The sequence below is a fragment of the Micromonospora trifolii genome, assembly GCF_022229005.1.
Classification (GTDB): domain Bacteria; phylum Actinomycetota; class Actinomycetes; order Mycobacteriales; family Micromonosporaceae; genus Micromonospora; species Micromonospora trifolii.
The window spans coordinates 32,632-50,886 of record NZ_JAKKFD010000010.1 but is presented as its reverse complement, the minus strand read 5'-3'; the positions used below and the strand labels follow the sequence as shown (position 1 = coordinate 50,886).

Below are 18,255 nucleotides of genomic sequence, written 5' to 3'. Positions count from 1 at the left end.
ACCCTAGCGCGTCGACACCTCCGCCACCCGCGACCTTCCCGGAGCCGCCGCGACCGGGGCCGTCACCAGGGGCAGCACCTCGGCGCCGACCCGCTCCGCCTCCTCGCGGTGCGGCCAGCCGGAGAGGATGAACTCGTCGACGCCGAGCGCGGCGTACTCGTCGATTCGGGCCGCGACCTCGGCGTAGCTGCCGACCAGCGCGGTGCCGGCACCCTCGCGGACCAGGCCGACGCCGGCCCAGAGGTTCGGTGCGACGGTGAGCCCGTCGGCGCGGCCGGCGTTCAGCGCGGCCATCCGGGCCTGGCCCACCGAGTCCATCCGGCGGAACCGCGCCTGGGCGGCGGCGATCCGCTCCGGGCTCATCCCGGCCAGCAACCGGTCCGCCTCGGCCCACGCCTCGGCGCTGGTCGCCCGGGCGATGACGTGCAGACGGAGGCCCGTGCGCAGGGTGCGGCAGTGCTCGGCGGCGAGTGCCCGGACCCGGGTGACCCGGGCCGCGATCGACGTCGGTGGTTCGCCCCACATCAGGTACACGTCGGCCTGTCGGGCGGCCACCGTCTCGGCGGCCGGTGACGCACCGCCGAAGTAGACCGGCGGAGGCGCGGCAAGTGGGGTGGCGAGGCCGCCGCCGTCGACCCGGTAGTGCTTTCCGGCGTAGTCGAACGGCCCGCCGGCCCAGGCGCGGCGAAGCACCTCGACGAACTCACCGGTACGCGCGTAGCGGTCGTCGTGCCCGAGGAAGTCGCCGTACGCCCGCTGCTCGGCCGGGTCGCCACCGGTCACGATGTTGAGCGACAGCCGGCCACCCGAGACGGCCTGGAACGCCTCGGCCTGCTGGGCGATCAGGGTGGGCAGCGCGAAACCGGCCCGGACCGCGACCAACATGCCGAGCCGATCGGTGTGCTGGGCGACCGCGGCGCAGACGATCCACGGGTCGGGGCAGCCGGCGCCCACCGGGGTGAGAACGCCGCTGAACCCGTTCGTCTCGGCCGCCCGGCCAACCTCGGCCAGGTAGGCCACCGTCGCGGCCCGGTCGTGCCTCGCGGCGCCGGCGGTGACGGTGGCGGCACCGACCTGGTCGCCGTCGCCGGAGGTGGGCAGGAACCAGTGGAAGGTCATCGCGAAGTCGCCTCTCTGCCGGTGACCGAATGCCGATTACCCTAGCAAGCTGGTAGGAAATACCGACATAACTGAGACGCGCCATCCCGCCATATGGATGGGCCTTGACGCTGACCGCAGCCTGGCCCACTCTTCCTACCAACTAAGTAGGAATACTGCGGATTGGATGGACGATGAGACGGCTCCCCCTGCGCCGGTTGGTCACCCTGGCCACCCTCGCCGTGGTCGGCGCGGCGACCCTGGGCAGCACCGCCGCGTGCGGCGACGACAGCGAGGGCGCGGGCGGCAGCTCCGGCCCGGTGACGCTGCGCCTCGGCTACTTCCCCAACATCACCCACGCGTCGGCGGTCGTCGGCGTGGAGAAGGGCATCTTCGCGGAGAAGCTCGGCACCAACGTCAAGCTGGACCCGAAAACCTTCAACGCCGGCCCGGCCGCCATCGAGGCGGTCTTCTCCGGCGCGCTGGACGCCACCTACATCGGTCCGAACCCGACCGTCAACGCCTTCTCCAAGTCCAAGGGTGAGGCCGTCCGGGTCGTCTCCGGCGCGGCCTCCGGTGGCGTGGCGCTGGTGGTCAAGCCCGGCATCACCGGCGCGCAGGACCTGAAGGGCAAGAAGATCGCCACCCCGCAGTTGGGCAACACCCAGGACGTGGCGATCAGGTACTGGCTCAAGCAGCAGGGCCTCACCACCACCAAGGAGGGTGGTGGTGACGTCAAGATCGTGCCGCAGGAGAACGCCCAGACCATCGAGACGTTCAACAGCGGCGGGATCGACGGCGCCTGGGTGCCCGAGCCGTTCGTCTCCCGCCTGGTCAACGCCGGCGGCAAGGTGCTGGTCGACGAGCGCGACCTGTGGCCGGACAAGAAGTTCGTCATCACCAACCTGCTGGTGAGCACGAAGTTCCTCAAGGCGCACCCGGACGTGGTGCAGAAGCTGGTCGACGGCCAGGTGGCCGCCAACGAGTTCGTCAACACCAAGCCGGAGGAGGCGCAGCAGGCCATCTCCGACGCGATCGGCAAGATCACCGGCAAGCCGTTGGACCTGAAGCTCATCAAGCAGGCGTGGCCGACGTTGGAGTTCACCAACGACCCGATCTCATCCTCGCTGAAGGCCGGGCTCGACCACGCCGTCGACGTGGACCTGACCGAGCCGGTGGACCTCAAGGGCCTGTACGACCTGAAGTACCTCAACAACGCGCTCAAGGCGCAGGGGAAGCCCGAGGTCGTCCAGCCATGACGTCGACCACGACGACGCCGGGGAGCGCGACCACAGCGGTCGCGCTCTCGGGCGTGACCAAGGTGTACGGGCGCGGGACGAACGCCGTCCTGGCCCTGGACGGTGTGTCGCTCGACGTCGCGCCCGGCGAGTTCGTCTGCCTGGTCGGCGCGTCCGGCTGCGGCAAGAGCACCCTGCTCAACCTGGTGGCCGGGCTGGACCAGGTCAGCGGTGGGCAGATCACCCTGGCCGGCGACGCCAACCCGGGCCTGATGTTCCAGGAGCCGGCGCTCTTCCCGTGGCTGACCGTCGACGCCAATGTGGAGGTGCCCCTCAAGCTGCGCCGCCTGCCCCGCGCCCAGCGTCGCGAGCGGGTGGCCGAGCTGCTGCGCACCGTGCACCTGGCCGACTTCGGCCGTAAGCGCCCGCACGAGCTCTCCGGCGGAATGCGGCAGCGGGTCGCGCTGGCCCGCACCCTTGCCCTGGACACCCCGGTGCTGCTGATGGACGAGCCGTTCGGCGCGCTGGACGCGATGACCCGCGACATCCTGCACGACGAGCTGGAACGGATCTGGTCCGAGCGCAAACTCTCGGTGCTCTTCGTGACGCACAACGTCCGCGAGGCGGCCCGGCTGGCCGACCGGATCCTCCTGCTCTCCAGCCGACCCGGCCGGATCATCTACTCCACCGAGGTGAACATCCCGCGCCCCCGCCGGATCGACTCCCCCGAGGTCGCCGCCATCGCCGCCGAGGTCACCGAGCGGCTCCGTACGGAGGTGGGCCGCCATGGCCAGTGACACCCTCACCAGTTCGGCGCGTACCGACGCGGAGATCACCGGCCTCGACGCGCTGGAGATCGCCGGTCGGGACAAGGAGGTCTCCCGGGGCGCGCGTATCTGGGCGGCCACCTGGCCCAAGCTGGCAGCGCTGGCCATCGCCATCGCCGCCTGGCAGATCGTGGTCTGGACGGGCTGGAAGCCGCCGTACTCACTGCCGCCGCCGTTGGAGGTCGGCCGCGAGCTGGTGGCCCAGGCCCAGGGCCCGCAGCTCTGGGACGGCCTGGTCACCACGCTGCAAAGGGCCGCCCTCGGGTACGTCTTCTCCGTCGCCGTCGGCCTGCTGCTGGGCCTCGCGGTGGCCCGGTCCACTGTGCTGCGCGCCGCGATCGGCTCGATGATCACCGCGTTGCAGACCATGCCGTCGATCGCCTGGTTCCCGCTGGCCATCCTGCTCTTCGAGCTGAGCGAGAAGGCGATCTTCTTCGTGGTGGTGCTCGGCGCGGCACCGTCCATCGCCAACGGGGTGATCTCCGGCGTGGACTACGTGCCGCCGCTGCTGAAGCGCGCCGGCCGCAACCTGGGTGCGCGCGGGCTCAACCTCTACCGGTACGTCATCGCGCCGGCCGCGCTGCCGGCGATCGTCGCCGGCCTCAAGCAGGGTTGGGCCTTCTCCTGGCGCAGCCTGATGGCCGGTGAGCTGCTCGTGAGCGGCATCTCGCAGACCTCGCTCGGCGCACAGCTCACCTACTCCCGTGAGTTGTCCGACGCACCCTGGCTGCTCTCCACGATGATCGTCATCCTGGTCGTCGGCCTGGTCGTCGACGCCGCGTTCGGTGCGGCGGACAAGGCGATCCGGCGCCGCTGGGGCGTGCTGGACCAGGCCGGTCAGTGACGTGTTCGTCTCCGCGCGCAGCGACTACGCGCTCCGGGCGATGCTCGCCGTCGCCGCCGCCAGTGGTGGCGGCGACGGCGACAGGGTAGGCGAGTTGGTGAAGGCGGCCAGCCTGGCCGAGGTGCAGGACATCCCGCTCAGCTTCCTCCAGGGCATCCTGCTCGACCTGCGCCGGGCCGGTCTGCTGCACAGCCATCGCGGCGCCGACGGCGGGTACGCGCTGACCCGCCCAGCCGACGAGATCACCGTCGGAGACGTGCTGCGTGCGGTCGGCGGCTCGCTCACCACGGTGCGCGGTCTGCCGGCCGAGCGGGCCGGCTATCACGGGGTGGCCGCCGGGCTCACCGACGTCTGGCTGGCGGTGCACGGTGCGATCGCCACTGTGGTCGACAGCACCACACTGGCCGACCTGCTCACCCACGCCCCCAGTGCGGTCAGCACCGACGCACCGCTCGCATGATCGCGCTCGATCATTGATGTAGTGGCCTCGCCCGCCTGGCGAGGGGCCTACTTCCTGGATCGAGCGCGATCTTGGGCCGGCGTCGTGCCCGGGCGCACCGAGGAGGGTGTAAAGGCGATGTGGTCGGGTCGGTGCCCCGCCGACCCGACCACACCTCGTACCGATCCTGACCGGGCCTGCCCCTCCGCCGGCACCGGTAGGCCGGTCGCTGCTCAGCCCACGTGTGCGGTCGCCGGGCCGAGGCCCGGGTCGCCAGGACTGTGCAGCTCCACCAGACCGGCGGGAGCGTTACCCGCCGGGGTGGCATGCCAGGGCGCGAAGGCCGCAACCATGGCGAGCAACAACCCGGCGAGCGCGACCGCAACGACCAGGATCAGTTCGCGCAGTGCGCCCGAGCCGGCTTCGCCCGCCATGGTCACCCCTCCCGAGCCGGGCCCCCCGCCCGACTTTCCCCGTCGGTCAGCCTCGACCACGACCGGCCGGGGCGCAGTCGGCCAGCCGACCCAGCGGAGGCTGATTACCGACTCAGCACAGGGGCCACCCGGCGCCGCCGGCTGACCGGTCGGGTCGCACTGACAGCCGACCGGCCCGGAACACCGTGCAGACAAAACCGACCCGCCCCACCGAAGCGGGACGGGTCGGTCGACGCGCAGAGGATCAGACGGTACGGGGCCGACGCGGGCGACGGGACCGGCCCGACGCGCGGTGCGCCGGCCGGGCGCCACCGTCGGCGGCTGAGCCGCCGGAGGTACGGACCCGAGAGGCGGGCGCCGGCGGAGCGACGATGGTCACCGGTACACCGGACGGCTCGCGGGCACCTGTCACCCGGGCCAGCGCCCCGTCACCCGGGCGCACCTGGACCGACTCGGGCCGGATGCCGGCGGTGGCCATCAGCCGGGACACGTCCCGGCGCTGCTCCGGCAGGACCAGGGTGACAACGGAACCGGACTCGCCGGCCCGGGCGGTACGGCCGCCCCGGTGCAGGTAGTCCTTCGCCTCGGTCGGCGGGTCCACGTTGACCACCATGTCCAGGCCGTCCACGTGGATGCCGCGGGCCGCCACGTCGGTGGCGACCAGGGCTGTCACCTGACCGTTGCGGAACTGCTCCAGGATCCGGGTGCGCTGCGGCTGGGACTTGCCACCGTGCAGCGCGGCCGCGCGTACGCCCTTGGAGAGCAGCTGGCGGGCCAGCCGGTCGGCGCGGTGCTTGGTGCCCATGAACAGGATGGTGCGGCCCTCACGGGCGGCGATCCGGGTCAACGCGTCGGGCTTGTCCGCAGCGTCGACGTGCAGCACGTGGTGGGTCATCGCGGTGACCGTCGCGGTGCCCGGGTCCACCGAGTGGGTGACCGGGTTGCTCAGGAAGCGGCGGACCAGCCGGTCCACGCCCCCGTCCAGGGTCGCCGAGAAGAGCATCCGCTGCCCCTGCGGCGCGACCTGCTCCAGCAGCTTGGTGACCTGCGGCAGGAAGCCCATGTCGGCCATCTGGTCGGCCTCGTCGAGCACAGTGATCTCGACCTGGTCGAGCCGGGCGTCGCCGCGGTTGATCAGGTCGTGCAGCCGACCGGGGGTGGCGACGACAACTTCGGTGCCGGCGCGCAGGGCGTCCGCCTGACGCTGCAACGACAGGCCGCCAACCACCGTGGCGCAGCGCAGCCCAACGGCGCGGGCGTACGGGGCCAGGGCGGTGGTGACCTGCTGGGCCAGTTCGCGGGTCGGCACCAGCACCAGGGCCAGCGGACGGCCCGGCCGCGCCTTACGGCCGGCGGTGCGGGACAGCAGCGGAAGCCCGAAGGCGAGGGTCTTGCCGGAGCCGGTACGACCCCGGCCCAGCACGTCCCGGCCGGCGAGCGAGTCGGGCAGCGTCGCCGACTGGATCGGGAACGGCTCGGTGATGCCCTGCGCGGTCAGCGCGGTGAGCAGCGCCGGCGCCAGACCGGTATGAGCGAACGAGGGAATAACTGTGGTCATGCGGAAGCCTTCCTCGACGCGGCACGTGTCGAGGGAGGGCGCCGAAGTCGGCGCTGTCACCAGCGGAAAAAGGCCGCCAGGACTCACAAGCACGAACCGAAAGGGAGTACAGGCCGGCCCGCCGCCGGGCCGCCGCCTGCGCGTACGCAGGCGGCGGCGGGGCGGGCCGGTCCCGTCACCGTCACACCCGGAGGGCGCGACAGGTAATGCTGACCGATCCGAAGATCAGAGCGGGCGGATGTTCTCCGCCTGCGGGCCCTTCTGGCCCTGGGTCACCTCGAACTCGACCCGCTGGTTCTCGTCCAGGCTCCGGTAGCCGGAGGACTGGATCGCCGAGAAGTGGGCGAAGACGTCAGCGCCGCCGCCGTCCGGGGTGATGAAGCCGAAGCCCTTGTCAGCGTTGAACCACTTCACGGTGCCAATAGCCATGTGTTTCGTCTCCTTGACGGAACGTCGGACACGCACTTGTTGCCTGCCCGAAGAGGAGCGCTCCGCGCGGGGATGCGCGAATCGCCTGTCGCTTCTGGTCGCCCCGCCCGGAGAACTCCGGACACAACAAAGAGCGCCTGGGGCCACAATCCCGCCAGGCGCACACAGAGTCTCTGGTAACCAAAACTGCAACCCGGTCAACCTACCACGGTTTTCCCCGCGATGGTCAACGTTGGGCAGAATCCTCGGGCAACTGGGCGATCATGGCCGTGAGGCCCGTCACATCCAACAGGTCGGCGGGCCGGACGGTCACCCCGTGCCGGACGTAATGGAACGCCGCGCCCACCCGGTCGACCGGCACGCCGGCCAACTCCGCCCAGGCCAGCCGGTAGACCGCCAGCTGCACGGCCGCCACGTCGGCCGCCGGCCCGGTGGGCTGCGCGCCGGTCTTCCAGTCGACCACGTCGAACCGACCACCCGGCCGGGCGAAGACCGCGTCCATCCGGCCCCGCACCACCACTCCGGCGATCACAGTGGCGAACGGCACCTCCACCTCCACAGGTGACCTGTCGGCCCACTCGCTGGCCAGGAACCGCTCCTGAAGCTCGACCAGAGCCTCGTCGGGTGCGGCATCGGCGTCGGCCGCGCCGGGCAGCTCGTCCAGGTCCAACAGGCGGTCGGCGCCGAAGCGCTGCTCCAACCAGGCGTGGAAGGCGGTGCCTCGGCGGGCGTACGGGTTGGGCTCGGCCGGCACCGGGCGACGCAGCGTACGGGCCAGCGCCGCCGGATCACGCCGCAGCGCGACCAGCTGGGTGACGCTCAGCGCCCCGGGCAGTGCCACCTCGACCGCACCGGAGAGCCGGGTCAGCTCGGCGCGCTCCGCCAACAGCAGGTCCGCCTCACTCTGCCAGCGCGCCACCTCCGGATCCACCTCCGGCTCGACCGGCTCGACCGGCTCGGCCGGCTCGGCCGTAGACCCGGTCGGCAGCACCGGCCCGTTGAGCACCGGCCCGACCGGCCCGGGAAGCGCCGCCGGACCCTCGGCCATCAGGCGACGCACCAGCCCGGCCGCCTCGGCCAACGCCGGCCGGCGACCGCCCAGCGGATCGGCCGGCCACTCGGCGCGGAGCACCACCTCGGCCGTGGGGTTCGTCGCATCGGGGGTCGGCTCCGGCGCCCACGCGTCGATCAGGTGCCCCGGCCCACCGTCGAGGCAGGCGTCGTACACCTCACGCAGGAAGACCGACGGACCTCGCGGTCGCTTCGTGCCCTCGCCCCACCAGTAACCGGAGCAGAGCAGCAGCCGGCGCGGCCGGGTGACCGCCACGTACGTCAGCCGGCGTTCCTCCCGCTCGTCGTGGGCCCGCCACGCGTCGGTGAAGTCGGTCACCGCCCGTGCCACGGCCCGCTGGTCCCCCGCCTCGTCGAGCGCCAACTCGGGCAACCCGTCGGCGTCACCGCGCAGCGGAAACGGCAGCACGCCCAGCCCACCCAGCCAGTGGTCGGAGTTGCGGACCGGCCCCGGCCACAGCCCGCGACTGAGCCCGGCCACCGCCACCACGTCCCACTCCAGGCCCTTGGCGGCGTGCGCGGTGACCACCTGCACCGCGCCCTCCACCACCTCGACCTCGCCCGGCGCCAGACCGCGCTCCTCGTCCTCGGCGGCGGCCAGATAGGACAGGAACCCGGACAGGGTCGCGCCCGGCGTCTCCCCGCTGAACCGGGCCGCCACGTCGCCGAGCGCGTCCAGATGCCCCCGGGCCAGGCCCGCGTCGCCGGCGCCGTCCCGGCCGGCCCGCACCGCGACCTCCACGTCCAGGCCGATGGTCCGCTCGATGTCCGCGATCAGGTCCGGCAGCGCCTGGTCCAGTCGGTAGCGCAGCAACGCCAACTCCCGGCCGTACGCGCGCAGCCGCGCGAACCCCTCCGCCGAGTACGCCTGCGCCGGCCCGAGATCGGCCAACGACTCCACCAGAGTCGCCTCGTCCAACAGGTCGGGGCTGATCTCCGAGGCCTCGTCGGCGGCCACCTGTCGCCGGGCGTTCGCGATGGCCCGGGCCCGCCGGTGCAACGCCACCAGGTCACGCGGCCCGATCCGCCAACGGGCGCCGGTGAGCAACCGCAGCAGCGCGGCGCCATCGGTCGGGTCGGCCAGCACCCGCAGCGTGCAGACCACGTCGCGGACCTCAGGAGTGTCCAGCAGACCGCCCAGCCCGACCACCTCGACCGGTAGGCCCCGCTCCCGCAGCGCCGACTCGATCGCCGGGATCTGGCTGCGCACCCGGACCAGCACGGCGGTCGTCGGACGGCGGGCCACCGGGATGTGTTCCGGGGCGGCACCCGGCATCCCGGCCGCCCCGCGCCAGGCGGCGAGCACGCTGTCGGCGATCCAGTCGGCCTCGTCGGCATACGTGGGCAGCATCGCGCAGTGCACAGTGCCGCCGGCCGTACCGCCCGGGCTGCGGTGCGGGATCGGGTCCCGGACGGTCAGCGCGGAGCGCAGCTCCGGCACCCGGGCACCCGCCGCCCGCAGCGGGGTGGAGAGCGTGTTCGCCACCCGGAGGATCTCCGGGCGGTTGCGCCAACTCGTGGTGAGACCCAGCGCCGGGGCCGGCTCGCCGTTGGCGCGGGCGAACTCGGTGGGAAACCGGTCCAGGGTGCCCGCGCTGGCCCCCCGCCAGCCGTAGATGGACTGGCACGGGTCGCCCACAGCGGTCACCGGGTGCCCGCCACCGAACAGCGCGTTGAGCAACACCACCTGGGCGTGGCTGGTGTCCTGGTACTCGTCGAGCAGCACCACCCGGAAGCGGTCCCGCTCGATCACGCCGACGCCCGGGTGGTCCCGCGCCACACGGGCCGCCCGGGCGAGCTGGTCGGCGAAGTCCATCGCCTCGAAGTCCTCCTTGCGCCGGGCGTACGCCCGGACCAGCGGCAACAGGCGCAACCGGGTCTGCTGGAGGGTGAGCGCCTTGCGCACGTCGGCGTACACCCGACCCGGCCGGGACTGCACCTCGGCGAAGAACCGACCGGTCCAGGCCGCCAGGTCGTCCGGCGCGACCAGGTGCTCGTCCAACTCCCCGGCGAGCGCCAGCACCGCGTCGGTGATGGTGCTGGGCATCCGGTCCACCTCGGACATGTCGCCGTCGTAGTTGCGCACCAGCAGGTCGACCAACTGCCAGCGGGACGCCTCGGTGAGCAGCCGGGTGGACGGCTCGTAGCCGGCCCGCAGCCCGTGCTCGGTGACGATCCGCCCGGCGTACGAGTGGTAGGTGGAGACGGTGGGCTCGCCGGCGAGCGGATCGTCCAGCGGGTTCCGTTCCTGCCGGCCGAGGCGGCGGATCAACTGGTCGAGCCGGGTCCGTACCCGATGGGCCAGCTCGCCGGCCGCCTTGCGGGTGAAGGTCAGCCCGAGGATCTGCTCCGGCCGCACGTACGAGTTGGCCACCAGCCAGACCACCCGCGCGGCCATCGTCTCGGTCTTGCCCGACCCGGCGCCCGCGACCACCAGCAGCGGCTCCACCGGGGCGGCGATGATCGCGGCCTGCTCCCGGGTGGGCGCCGGCAACCGCAGCAGTTTGGCCAGCTCCACCGGCGTGTACCGGGGGCCGGAGTCCGCGAGTCGGGGCGTCGGAGCCGGACCCGCGCCGAACAGGGTGGGCTGACTCACGGTGCCGTCTCAGTTCCCAACACCGGCGCACTCCTCGCCCTCACACGCGACTGGGCTCGCACGCTCACTCCTCGCCCTCACCTGCACGTCGGACGGTGGGCGGCTCGACGACCTGGCGACCCTGCCCGGAGACCGGGCAGCTGGTGCGCACCGGGCAGACCCGGCACTTCGAGTTGGCCACCGCGGCGAACGTGGCGGCTGCCATCGTATCGGCGGTCCGCCGGACCAGCGCGGTCGCCCAACCGGCCGCCGGCCCCTCGCTGGCGGCCGGCTGATTCTGCTCCCTGGCGTCCTTGGCGGAGGTGCCGAGCTGCACCAGCGCGGCACCACCGGACTCGTCACCGAACTCGGCGAACGCACCCGCCTCCACCGCCGCCTGGTAGGCACCGAGCTGTGGGTGCTCCGCCAGGTCGGTGCCGGTGACAGCTGTGGACTTGCCGGTCTTCAGGTCGATCACCACGAGCCGCCCGGCCTCGTCGACCTCGAGCCGGTCGACCCGACCGGTCAGGTCGATGGGCCGACTCGGGTCGTCCAGGCGGACGGCGAACTCGTGCTCGATGGCGAGCAACCGGCGCGGATTGGTGGCCAGCCAGCGCAGCAGCTTGTCGACCATCGCCTCGGCGCGTTCCCGCTCCGGCCCGGCCATCCACCGGGCCGCCAGCTCGATCGCGTCGAACCGGGCGGCCACGTAGTCGAGCAGCGCGCCCCGGTCGGCGCTGGCGTCCTCGGCGAGCATCGCGGCGGCGTGCACCAGGTTGCCCACCCCCTGCGCGGTGCTGGTCGGGCCGCTGCCGCCGTGCCGTTCCAGCAGCCAGCGCAGGCTGCACCGCAGCGCGCTCTCCATTGCCGACGGGGTGACCCGCACCGGGTCGCCGTCATCGACGAGCGGGCGGTCGTCGGAGAGCACCCGCAACCCCCACCAGTCGTCGGGGTGCGCGCCGGGCACGCCGGCGGCGGCGAGCCGGGCCAGTTCGGCCGCCGCGGCGCGCCGCCGGGCCCCCGGGGCGGCCGGGTCGGTGATGGCGGTACGCAGTTCGGCGACCAGCGCCGGCAGTGTCAGCGCCCGGGGTGGACGGGTCACCGGAAGTGCCCCGGGGCGGTCCGGCTCCTCGTCGCCGCTCTCGCCCTCCGCAGCGCCCCCGACGCCGCCGGAGGCCGGCCCGGTGCGGGGACCGGGCGGCGGACCGGACGCTGTCGGCGGGGTGGGCGGCGTCGGCGGCGTGCCTGGCGGCCGGGTGCTCGGGCCCAGCTCGTGCAGGAACCGGCTGGGCTGTTCCTCGTGGTCGTCCCCGCCCACGGCGGCCGACGCCACGGCGCTGACCAGCAGCCGGTGCCGGGCCCGGCTGATGGCGACGTGGAAGAGCCGGCGCTCCTCATCCAGCAACGCCGAGGTCTGACCCACCACGTTCGCCACTGTCGCGCCGTCGACCGACCGGCCGGCCAGCACGTCGACCAGGCGCTCGGAGCCGAGCAGGCTGCCGCGCAGGCGCAGGTCCGGCCAGATGCCCTCCTGCACGCCGGCCACCGCGACCAGATCCCATTCCAGGCCCTTCGCGGCGTGCGCGGTGAGCAGGCGGACCGCCGCACCCCGGTCGGCGGTCGGGGCGATGGTGTCGGCCGGCAGGTCCTGGGCGAGCACGTGGTCGAGGAAGACCTCGGCGCGGGCGCCGGGCAGCCGATCGGTGAACCGGGCCGCCGCGTCGAACAGGACCAGCACGGCGTCCAGATCGCGGTCGGCCGCCTCGGCCCGCCGCCGCCGGGCCAGGTCGCCCTCGCCGGCCTCCGGACGCCCCTGGTTGATCGCGCCGGCCCACCGCTCGGCGAGACCACTGGCGTGCCAGACGGCCCAGAGCACGTCCTCGGCTGTCGCACCCGGCCGGGCGGCGGCTTCGCGGGCGATGGCCAGCAGACCGGCCACCGCCTGCGCCGGCTCCGCCCAGCGCCGCTCGATGCCGGCCAACTCCTCCGGGTCCTGCAAGGCCTCGACGATCAGCTCCCCGGAGGGGCGTCGGTCACCGCTGGCCAGCGCGAGCGCCCGCAGGCCCTGCCGCAGCCGCCGCTCGGCCAGCGGGTCGGCCCCGCCCAGCGGCGAGTGCAGCAGCGCGACGGCGGCCTCCTCGTCGAGTCGTTCCGGCTCCAGCGCGCAGCGCAGCAGGAGCAGCAGCGGCGCGACCGCCGGTTGCAGGTGCAGTGGCAGATCCTCACCGTGCACCACTGTGGGCACGCCGGCAGCGTGCAGCGCCCGTCGCAGGGTGGGCAGCTGCAACGCGGTCGACCGCACCAGCACCGCCATCCGGGACCAGGGCACGCCGTCGAGCAGGTGGGCCGAGCGCAGCGCGTGGGCCAACCAGGCGGCCTCGCTGGTCGCCGAGCGGAAGGTGTGCACCTCGACCACACCGGGCGGCGCGTCCGGCAGGGGGTGCAGCCGACGGTGTGCGGCCGGACCCCGCAGCCGGCGACCCAGCCGGGCGATCGCCGCGAGCAGACCCGGCCCGGCCCGGTACGAAGTGGTCAGCAGCACCTGCGCGGCCGGCGCACCGGAAGCCGTCCGGAACCGGTGCGGGAACGTCGCCACCCCGGCCGGGTCGGCGCCCCGGAAGGCGTACGTGGAGGAATCCGGGTCGGCGAACGCGACGAGCGATTTGCCACCGCCGGCGATCACCGAGAGCAGCTCCAGTTGGGCGGGGTCGGTGTCGGCCAGCTCGTCGAGGTAGACGTACGCGAGCCGACGGCGCTCGGCGGCCAGCAACTCCTCGTCGTCGCGCAGCAGACCGGTGGCTGCCCGGACCAGCTCCGCCGGGTCGTACGCGATGGAGCCCCGGTTGCTGACGTCGCGCAGCGCGAGCACGGCGACGTACTCCCGCAGGAAGCGGGCTGCGGCCGGCCAGTCGGCACGGCCGAGTTTGTCACCCAGCCGGGCCAGGTCGACCGGGCCCACGCCACGCTCGGCGGCGCGCATGAGCAGGTCGCGCAGTTGCCCGGCGAACGCCCGGGTTCGCAGGGCGGGACGCAGGTCGGTCGGCCAGCCGACCGGGTCGTCCTCGGGCTCCTCCCCCACCACGTCCAGCAGCTCACGGATGATCAGATCCTGCTCGGGGCCGGTGAGCAGCCGGGGCGACGGTTCGCCCCGCTCGGCGGCGGCGCGGCGGAGCAACCCGAAGGCGTACGCCGGGAAGGTGCGCACCAGCGGCTCGCGCAGCACCCGGTGGCCGTCCTGCGCGATCCGGGCCTCGATGCGCTGCCGCAGCGCTGTGGCGCCTCGGCGGCCGAAGGTCAGCACCAGGATCCGTTCGGGGTCGACCCCCTCGGTCACCCGGGCGGCGACCGCCTCGACCAGCGTGCTGGTCTTGCCGGTGCCCGGGCCGCCGAGCACGAGCATCGGCCCGTCGGTGTGCCCGACCACCTCGGCCTGCATCGGGTCGGCCCGCCAGCCGCCGCCGAAGGCCAGCTCGGGCCCGGCCACACCATCGGGCCCACCCGACGCGCCGACAACGCCCACTGACGTGCCGCCGCCGGCGGGCACGGGAGCGTTGTCAGGCGTCGTCCCGTCCCCCCGCGCCGGCCCTCCGGGCCGCCGCACCAACCGGTACGCCTGCATCAGCTCATCCCATCAGACCCATACGACACCCACCCGCCCAAACCCCACCCGCACACCGCACCCCATCCACCCCCGTCGATCATGAACTTAGCGGCGCGACACGCCGACAGCGACGTCGCCAACTCCATGATCACCGCGGACGGGCGGGGCCGGGCCCGGGGTGGGGTGGGGTGGGGTGGGGTGGGGTGGGGCGGTCAGGTTAGGTGGGATTCCAGGACGTCCAGGGCCTCGGTGACGGTGGTGGTGACCGTCAGGAGGTCGCGGCCTGCCGGTTTGAGGAAGGTCTGGTCGGCCAGCGCGTCCAGCCAGTCCAACAGGGGACGGTAGAACCCGTCGGTGTCGATCAGCACCATCGGCTTGGTGTGCAGGGCCAGGGTGGCGGTGGTCCAGACCTCGAACAACTCGTCCAGGGTGCCCAGCCCGCCGGGCAGGGTGAGGAAGGCGTCCGACTTGTCGATCATCAGGGTCTTGCGGCTGGCCATCGAGTCGGTCACCAGCAGCTCGTCCGAGGCCAGGTCGGCGACCTCCAGGTCGACCAGCGACTGCGGGATCACGCCGACGGTGCGCCCACCGGCGGAGCGGGCGCCGTCCGCCAGCGCGCCCATCATGCCGACGCAGCCACCACCGCTGACCAGCGTGTGGCCGCGCCGGGCCAGCTCCGCGCCGGTCTCGGCGGCCAGGTCCAACCAGCGCTGATCGAGAGTACGAGAGGAGGCGCAGAAGACGCAGATCGCCGCCATCAGTCGTGGTCCCGGGGCTGCTCGGCGGCCTGCTCGGCGGCGGTCTGCTGGTCCGCGCCGGTGCGGGCGACAGCCTCCTCGCGGACCGCCTCCTGCTCGGCGGAGAGCGCGGCCTCCGAGGCGACGATGTAGCGGACCGCCTCGTTGACGTCGTCGGTGAGGCAGATCAGGTCCAGGTCGACCGGCCCGATCTTGCCGGTGGCGGCCATCGTGTCACGCAGCCAGTCGAGTAGGCCCTGCCAGTAGGCGACACCCATGAGCACCACCGGGAACCGGGTGACCTTGCCGGTCTGCACCAGGGTGAGCGCCTCGAACAACTCGTCCATGGTGCCGAACCCGCCGGGCAGCACGACGAACGCCTGGGCGTACTTGACGAACATCGTCTTGCGGGCGAAGAAGTAGCGGAAGTCGATGGCCAGGTCGACCCAGTCGTTGATGCCCTGCTCGAACGGAAGCTCGATGCCGAGCCCCACGGAGAGCCCACCGGCCTCGCTGGCGCCCCGGTTGGCGGCCTCCATCACGCCGGGTCCGCCTCCGGTGATCACCGCGTAGCCGGCGCGGGCCAGCGCGCCGCCCACCTGCTCGGCCAACTGGCACTCGGCGCTGTCCGGCGCGCTGCGCGCGGAGCCGAAGACGCTGACCGCGGACGGCACGTCGGCGAGGGTGTCGAAACCCTCGACGAACTCGGCCAGGATGCGCAGCGCACGCCAGGCGTCCTTGGTCTTCCAGTCGCCCCGGCCCCGTGAATCCAGCAGTCGCTGATCGGCGGTGCTGCTCGGGATCGCCCCCCTGCGCAGGGTGACCGCTCCGCGATGCCGCTCCTGTCCCGGACCGCGACCGGCCTCCCGCCCGTTGCTCTGGCTCATGGGGCAACCGTAGTGGAGCAGCACCGGCCGGGTGCGCGGGGCGGGGACGCCGAGAAATTGTTCGGGATCATGGGCAACTATTCGGCGCTCCCGTACGTCTTACTATTCACATACCGGGTATGCCCCGGCGCGCGCCTTCGGGGGAGGAGACAGCGTGATCAGCAACAACGAGATGATCCGGATCCGTCGCCAGATGCAGCGACGGATCCGAGACGTGGTGGCCGAACGCCGCCGCACCCGCCAGCAGAACCCGACCCCAACCTCCCCCATCCCCTCCGGGACCGATCAAGAGGTTTGCGTCGCCGACAACGGGCCAGGCTGACGCAAACCTCTTGATCACCGGGGCGACGGGACGCGAACCGGGGCAGGCAGGCCGGGGTCAGGCCGGGGCCAGCCAACGGTGCAGGGTTGCCGCGCCGTCGCGGATCTTGCTGATCTCGACGTGCTCGTCCGGGTGGTGGGCGAGGTTCGGGTCCCCCGGGCCGAAGTTCAGCGCGGGGATGCCCATCGCCGCGAACCGGGCCACGTCCGTCCAACCCAGCTTGCCGATCGGCGCGGCGCCGACCGCCGCCAGGAACTCCTTCGCGGGGGCCGCGTCGAGCCCGGGCGCGGCACCGGCAGCAGTGTCGGTGACTGTCACCTCGAAGCCGGCGAACACCTCGCGCAGGTGCGCCTCCGCCTCGGCCGGGGTGCGGTCCGGAGCGAACCGGTAGTTGACCTCGACCTCACAGAGGTCGGGGACCACGTTGCCGGCCACCCCACCGTTGATCCGCACCGCGTTCATGCCCTCGCGGTAGTCGCAGCCGTCGATGGTGACCCGACGCGCCTCGTACGTCTGGAGGCGTCGCAGCACCTCGCCGGCGGCGTGGATGGCGTTCACCCCGTGCCAGGAGCGCGCCGAGTGGGCGCGTACGCCGGTCGTGGTGACCACCGAGCGCATGGTGCCCTGGCAGCCCGCCTCGACGATGCCGTACGTCGGCTCCAGCAGCACCGCGAAGTCCGCCTGCAACCACTCCGGGAACGCCTGGGCGACGAGGTTGAGCCCGTTGTACCGGGACTCGATCTCCTCGGCCTCGTAGAAGAAGTACGTCACGTCGTAGCGCGGCTCGGGCAGCGTCACCGCCAGGTGCAGCGCGTACGCGGTGCCGGACTTCATGTCGGAGGTGCCGCAGCCGTACATCAGGTCGCCGCGCATTGTCGAGGGGAAGTTGTTGTTCAACGGCACCGTGTCGAGGTGCCCGGCCAGCACGACACGCTGCGACCGACCGAGGTCGGTGCGCGCCATCACCGTGTTGCCGTGCCGGTGGGTGGTCAGGTGCGGTACGCCCCGCAGCACCTCTTCGACACAGTCGGCGATCGCCTTCTCGTTGAGGGACACGGACTCTATGTCGACCAGAGCGCGGGTCAGCTGCACCGGATCGGCGAGGACCTCGGGGGTCAGCGGGTTCTCCATGGTTCGCACGGTACCTTCAGGTCTGTCAGCGCGAGGAGCGAGCCGAGGTCAGCCCGGCCGTGACCGAGAGGTGTAACAGTGACGTCCGCAGATTCTGCCTGGGGCATCGGCCTGGCCACGGTCACCGCCGACGAGCAGGTGCTCGATACCTGGTACCCGACCGGCAAGCTGGGCCTGGGCGAGCTGCCGCTGGTCGCCGGCGAGGACAAGGCGGACGTGCTCGACCTGCCGCCGGCCGCGCTCGGTGACCGGCCCCTGCCCGGTCTGCGTACCGTGCAGGTGGTCACCGTGATCGGCTCGCTGGACGACCCGATCAAGGACGCGTCCGACGCGTACCTCCGGTTGCACCTGCTCTCGCACCGCCTGGTGCGACCCAACCAGCTCAACCTGGACGGCATCTTCGGCAAGCTGGCCAACGTGGCGTGGACGTCCGCCGGGCCGTGCCCCCCGGAGCGGGTGGACGAGCTGCGGGTGATCGAGCGGGCCGCCGGTCGGCACCTGGCGGTGTACGGGGTCGACAAGTTCCCCCGGATGACCGACTACGTGGTGCCCTCCGGTGTGCGGATCGCCGACGCCGACCGGGTCCGCCTCGGCGCGCACCTGGCCGCCGGCACCACTGTGATGCATGAGGGCTTCGTGAACTTCAACGCCGGCACCGTCGGCACCTCGATGGTCGAGGGGCGGATCGTGCAGGGCGTGCTGGTCGGCGACGGCTCCGACATCGGCGGCGGAGCCTCCATCATGGGCACCCTCTCCGGCGGCGGCACCGACAAGATCAGCATCGGCGAGCGGAGCCTGGTCGGCGCGAACGCCGGTGTCGGAATCTCACTCGGCGACGACTGCGTGGTCGAGGCCGGCTGCTACATCACCGCCGCGTCGAAGATCACGCTCCCCGACGGCCGGGTGGTCAAGGCCCGGGAGCTGTCCGGCGTCGACGGCCTGCTGTTCTGGCGCAACTCGGTCACCGGTGGGCTGGAGGCCCGGCCGCGCACCGGCCGGGGCATCGAGCTGAACGCCGCCCTGCACGCCAACGACTGACGGACCCGTCCGGGTCCGCGGCGCTC

The 18,255-nt window shown here is 72.8% G+C and carries 15 protein-coding genes; 6 read left to right on the top strand and 9 right to left on the bottom strand.

Going from position 1 to position 18,255, the window contains the following annotated elements; all coding sequences use genetic code 11:
• Positions 1-3 precede the first annotated feature (3 nt).
• Positions 4-1,119 carry an LLM class flavin-dependent oxidoreductase gene (locus NIE79_RS07270; protein WP_238677809.1) on the bottom strand — a complete coding sequence of 372 codons (1,116 nt, stop codon included), beginning with the start codon at positions 1,117-1,119 and terminating at the stop codon, positions 4-6.
• Between the two features lie 173 nt (positions 1,120-1,292).
• Between NIE79_RS07270 and NIE79_RS07265 the strand changes: the two genes are divergently transcribed.
• From NIE79_RS07265 to NIE79_RS07250, 4 genes are read left to right on the top strand one after another with little or no spacing between them, the layout of a single operon-like run.
• Positions 1,293-2,357 (top strand): ABC transporter substrate-binding protein, encoded by a 1,065-nt coding sequence (locus NIE79_RS07265; RefSeq protein WP_238677808.1) that lies wholly within the window; start codon positions 1,293-1,295, stop codon positions 2,355-2,357.
• Positions 2,354-3,133: an ABC transporter ATP-binding protein gene (locus NIE79_RS07260; protein WP_238677807.1), complete on the top strand. Its 780-nt coding sequence runs from the start codon at positions 2,354-2,356 to the stop codon at positions 3,131-3,133. Before NIE79_RS07265 ends, NIE79_RS07260 begins: the two co-directional genes overlap by 4 nt.
• Positions 3,123-4,007 (top strand): ABC transporter permease, encoded by an 885-nt coding sequence (locus tag NIE79_RS07255; protein ID WP_238677806.1) that lies wholly within the window; start codon positions 3,123-3,125, stop codon positions 4,005-4,007. Before NIE79_RS07260 ends, NIE79_RS07255 begins: the two co-directional genes overlap by 11 nt.
• Before the next feature lies 1 nt (position 4,008).
• The gene (locus tag NIE79_RS07250; protein ID WP_238677805.1) at positions 4,009-4,467 is read left to right on the top strand and encodes an RrF2 family transcriptional regulator; all 459 of its coding nucleotides are present in this window, start codon (positions 4,009-4,011) and stop codon (positions 4,465-4,467) included.
• Between the two features lie 212 nt (positions 4,468-4,679).
• On the opposite strand, the gene NIE79_RS07245 is transcribed toward NIE79_RS07250, so the two are convergent.
• From NIE79_RS07245 to NIE79_RS07215, 7 genes are all read right to left on the bottom strand, one after another.
• Positions 4,680-4,880 (bottom strand): hypothetical protein, encoded by a 201-nt coding sequence (locus tag NIE79_RS07245; RefSeq protein ID WP_091406170.1) that lies wholly within the window; start codon positions 4,878-4,880, stop codon positions 4,680-4,682.
• Positions 4,881-5,124: 244 nt separating this feature from the next.
• Complete coding sequence (locus NIE79_RS07240; protein ID WP_238677804.1) at positions 5,125-6,438, bottom strand: DEAD/DEAH box helicase; 1,314 nt, start codon at positions 6,436-6,438, stop codon at positions 5,125-5,127.
• Between the two features lie 225 nt (positions 6,439-6,663).
• On the bottom strand, positions 6,664-6,867 hold the full coding sequence (cspE, locus tag NIE79_RS07235) for a transcription antiterminator/RNA stability regulator CspE (RefSeq protein WP_007464836.1): 204 nt from the start codon (positions 6,865-6,867) through the stop codon (positions 6,664-6,666).
• A gap of 226 nt (positions 6,868-7,093) precedes the next feature.
• Positions 7,094-10,534 (bottom strand): ATP-dependent helicase, encoded by a 3,441-nt coding sequence (locus NIE79_RS07230; RefSeq protein ID WP_238677803.1) that lies wholly within the window; start codon positions 10,532-10,534, stop codon positions 7,094-7,096.
• 64 nt (positions 10,535-10,598) lie between these two features.
• A complete protein-coding gene (locus NIE79_RS07225; RefSeq protein ID WP_238677802.1) occupies positions 10,599-14,132 on the bottom strand; it encodes an ATP-dependent helicase in 3,534 nt (1,177 codons plus the stop codon).
• 194 nt (positions 14,133-14,326) lie between these two features.
• Positions 14,327-14,872 (bottom strand): LOG family protein, encoded by a 546-nt coding sequence (locus NIE79_RS07220; protein WP_112675715.1) that lies wholly within the window; start codon positions 14,870-14,872, stop codon positions 14,327-14,329.
• Positions 14,872-15,738, bottom strand: a complete 867-nt coding sequence (locus NIE79_RS07215; protein ID WP_238677801.1) for an LOG family protein — start codon at positions 15,736-15,738, stop codon at positions 14,872-14,874. The genes NIE79_RS07220 and NIE79_RS07215 overlap by 1 nt, the downstream gene beginning before the upstream one ends.
• Positions 15,739-15,892: 154 nt before the next feature.
• On the opposite strand from NIE79_RS07215, the gene NIE79_RS07210 reads away from it, so the two are divergent.
• Positions 15,893-16,060: a hypothetical protein gene (locus NIE79_RS07210; protein WP_238677800.1), complete on the top strand. Its 168-nt coding sequence runs from the start codon at positions 15,893-15,895 to the stop codon at positions 16,058-16,060.
• A 57-nt stretch (positions 16,061-16,117) separates the two neighbouring features.
• Here the strand turns inward: NIE79_RS07210 and dapE are convergent, their stop codons facing one another.
• Positions 16,118-17,191: a succinyl-diaminopimelate desuccinylase gene (dapE, locus tag NIE79_RS07205; protein WP_091406181.1), complete on the bottom strand. Its 1,074-nt coding sequence runs from the start codon at positions 17,189-17,191 to the stop codon at positions 16,118-16,120.
• Between the two features lie 78 nt (positions 17,192-17,269).
• Here dapE and dapD point away from each other — a divergent pair, with 78 nt between their 5' ends.
• Positions 17,270-18,229 carry a 2,3,4,5-tetrahydropyridine-2,6-dicarboxylate N-succinyltransferase gene (gene dapD, locus NIE79_RS07200; protein WP_112675716.1) on the top strand — a complete coding sequence of 320 codons (960 nt, stop codon included), beginning with the start codon at positions 17,270-17,272 and terminating at the stop codon, positions 18,227-18,229.
• The last annotated feature ends 26 nt before the right edge of the window (positions 18,230-18,255 follow it).

What these genes read in the sequence shown, in the direction of transcription:
- NIE79_RS07270 (WP_238677809.1), bottom strand. Translation starts at nt 1,119, where the DNA reads ATGACCTTCCACTGGTTCCTGCCCACCTCCGGCGACGGCGACCAGGTC.
- NIE79_RS07265 (WP_238677808.1), top strand. Translation starts at nt 1,293, where the DNA reads ATGAGACGGCTCCCCCTGCGCCGGTTGGTCACCCTGGCCACCCTCGCC.
- NIE79_RS07260 (WP_238677807.1), top strand. Translation starts at nt 2,354, where the DNA reads ATGACGTCGACCACGACGACGCCGGGGAGCGCGACCACAGCGGTCGCG.
- NIE79_RS07255 (WP_238677806.1), top strand. Translation starts at nt 3,123, where the DNA reads ATGGCCAGTGACACCCTCACCAGTTCGGCGCGTACCGACGCGGAGATC.
- NIE79_RS07245 (WP_091406170.1), bottom strand. Translation starts at nt 4,880, where the DNA reads ATGGCGGGCGAAGCCGGCTCGGGCGCACTGCGCGAACTGATCCTGGTC.
- NIE79_RS07240 (WP_238677804.1), bottom strand. Translation starts at nt 6,438, where the DNA reads ATGACCACAGTTATTCCCTCGTTCGCTCATACCGGTCTGGCGCCGGCG.
- cspE (WP_007464836.1), bottom strand. Translation starts at nt 6,867, where the DNA reads ATGGCTATTGGCACCGTGAAGTGGTTCAACGCTGACAAGGGCTTCGGC.
- NIE79_RS07225 (WP_238677802.1), bottom strand. Translation starts at nt 14,132, where the DNA reads ATGCAGGCGTACCGGTTGGTGCGGCGGCCCGGAGGGCCGGCGCGGGGG.
- NIE79_RS07220 (WP_112675715.1), bottom strand. Translation starts at nt 14,872, where the DNA reads ATGGCGGCGATCTGCGTCTTCTGCGCCTCCTCTCGTACTCTCGATCAG.
- NIE79_RS07215 (WP_238677801.1), bottom strand. Translation starts at nt 15,738, where the DNA reads ATGAGCCAGAGCAACGGGCGGGAGGCCGGTCGCGGTCCGGGACAGGAG.
- dapE (WP_091406181.1), bottom strand. Translation starts at nt 17,191, where the DNA reads ATGGAGAACCCGCTGACCCCCGAGGTCCTCGCCGATCCGGTGCAGCTG.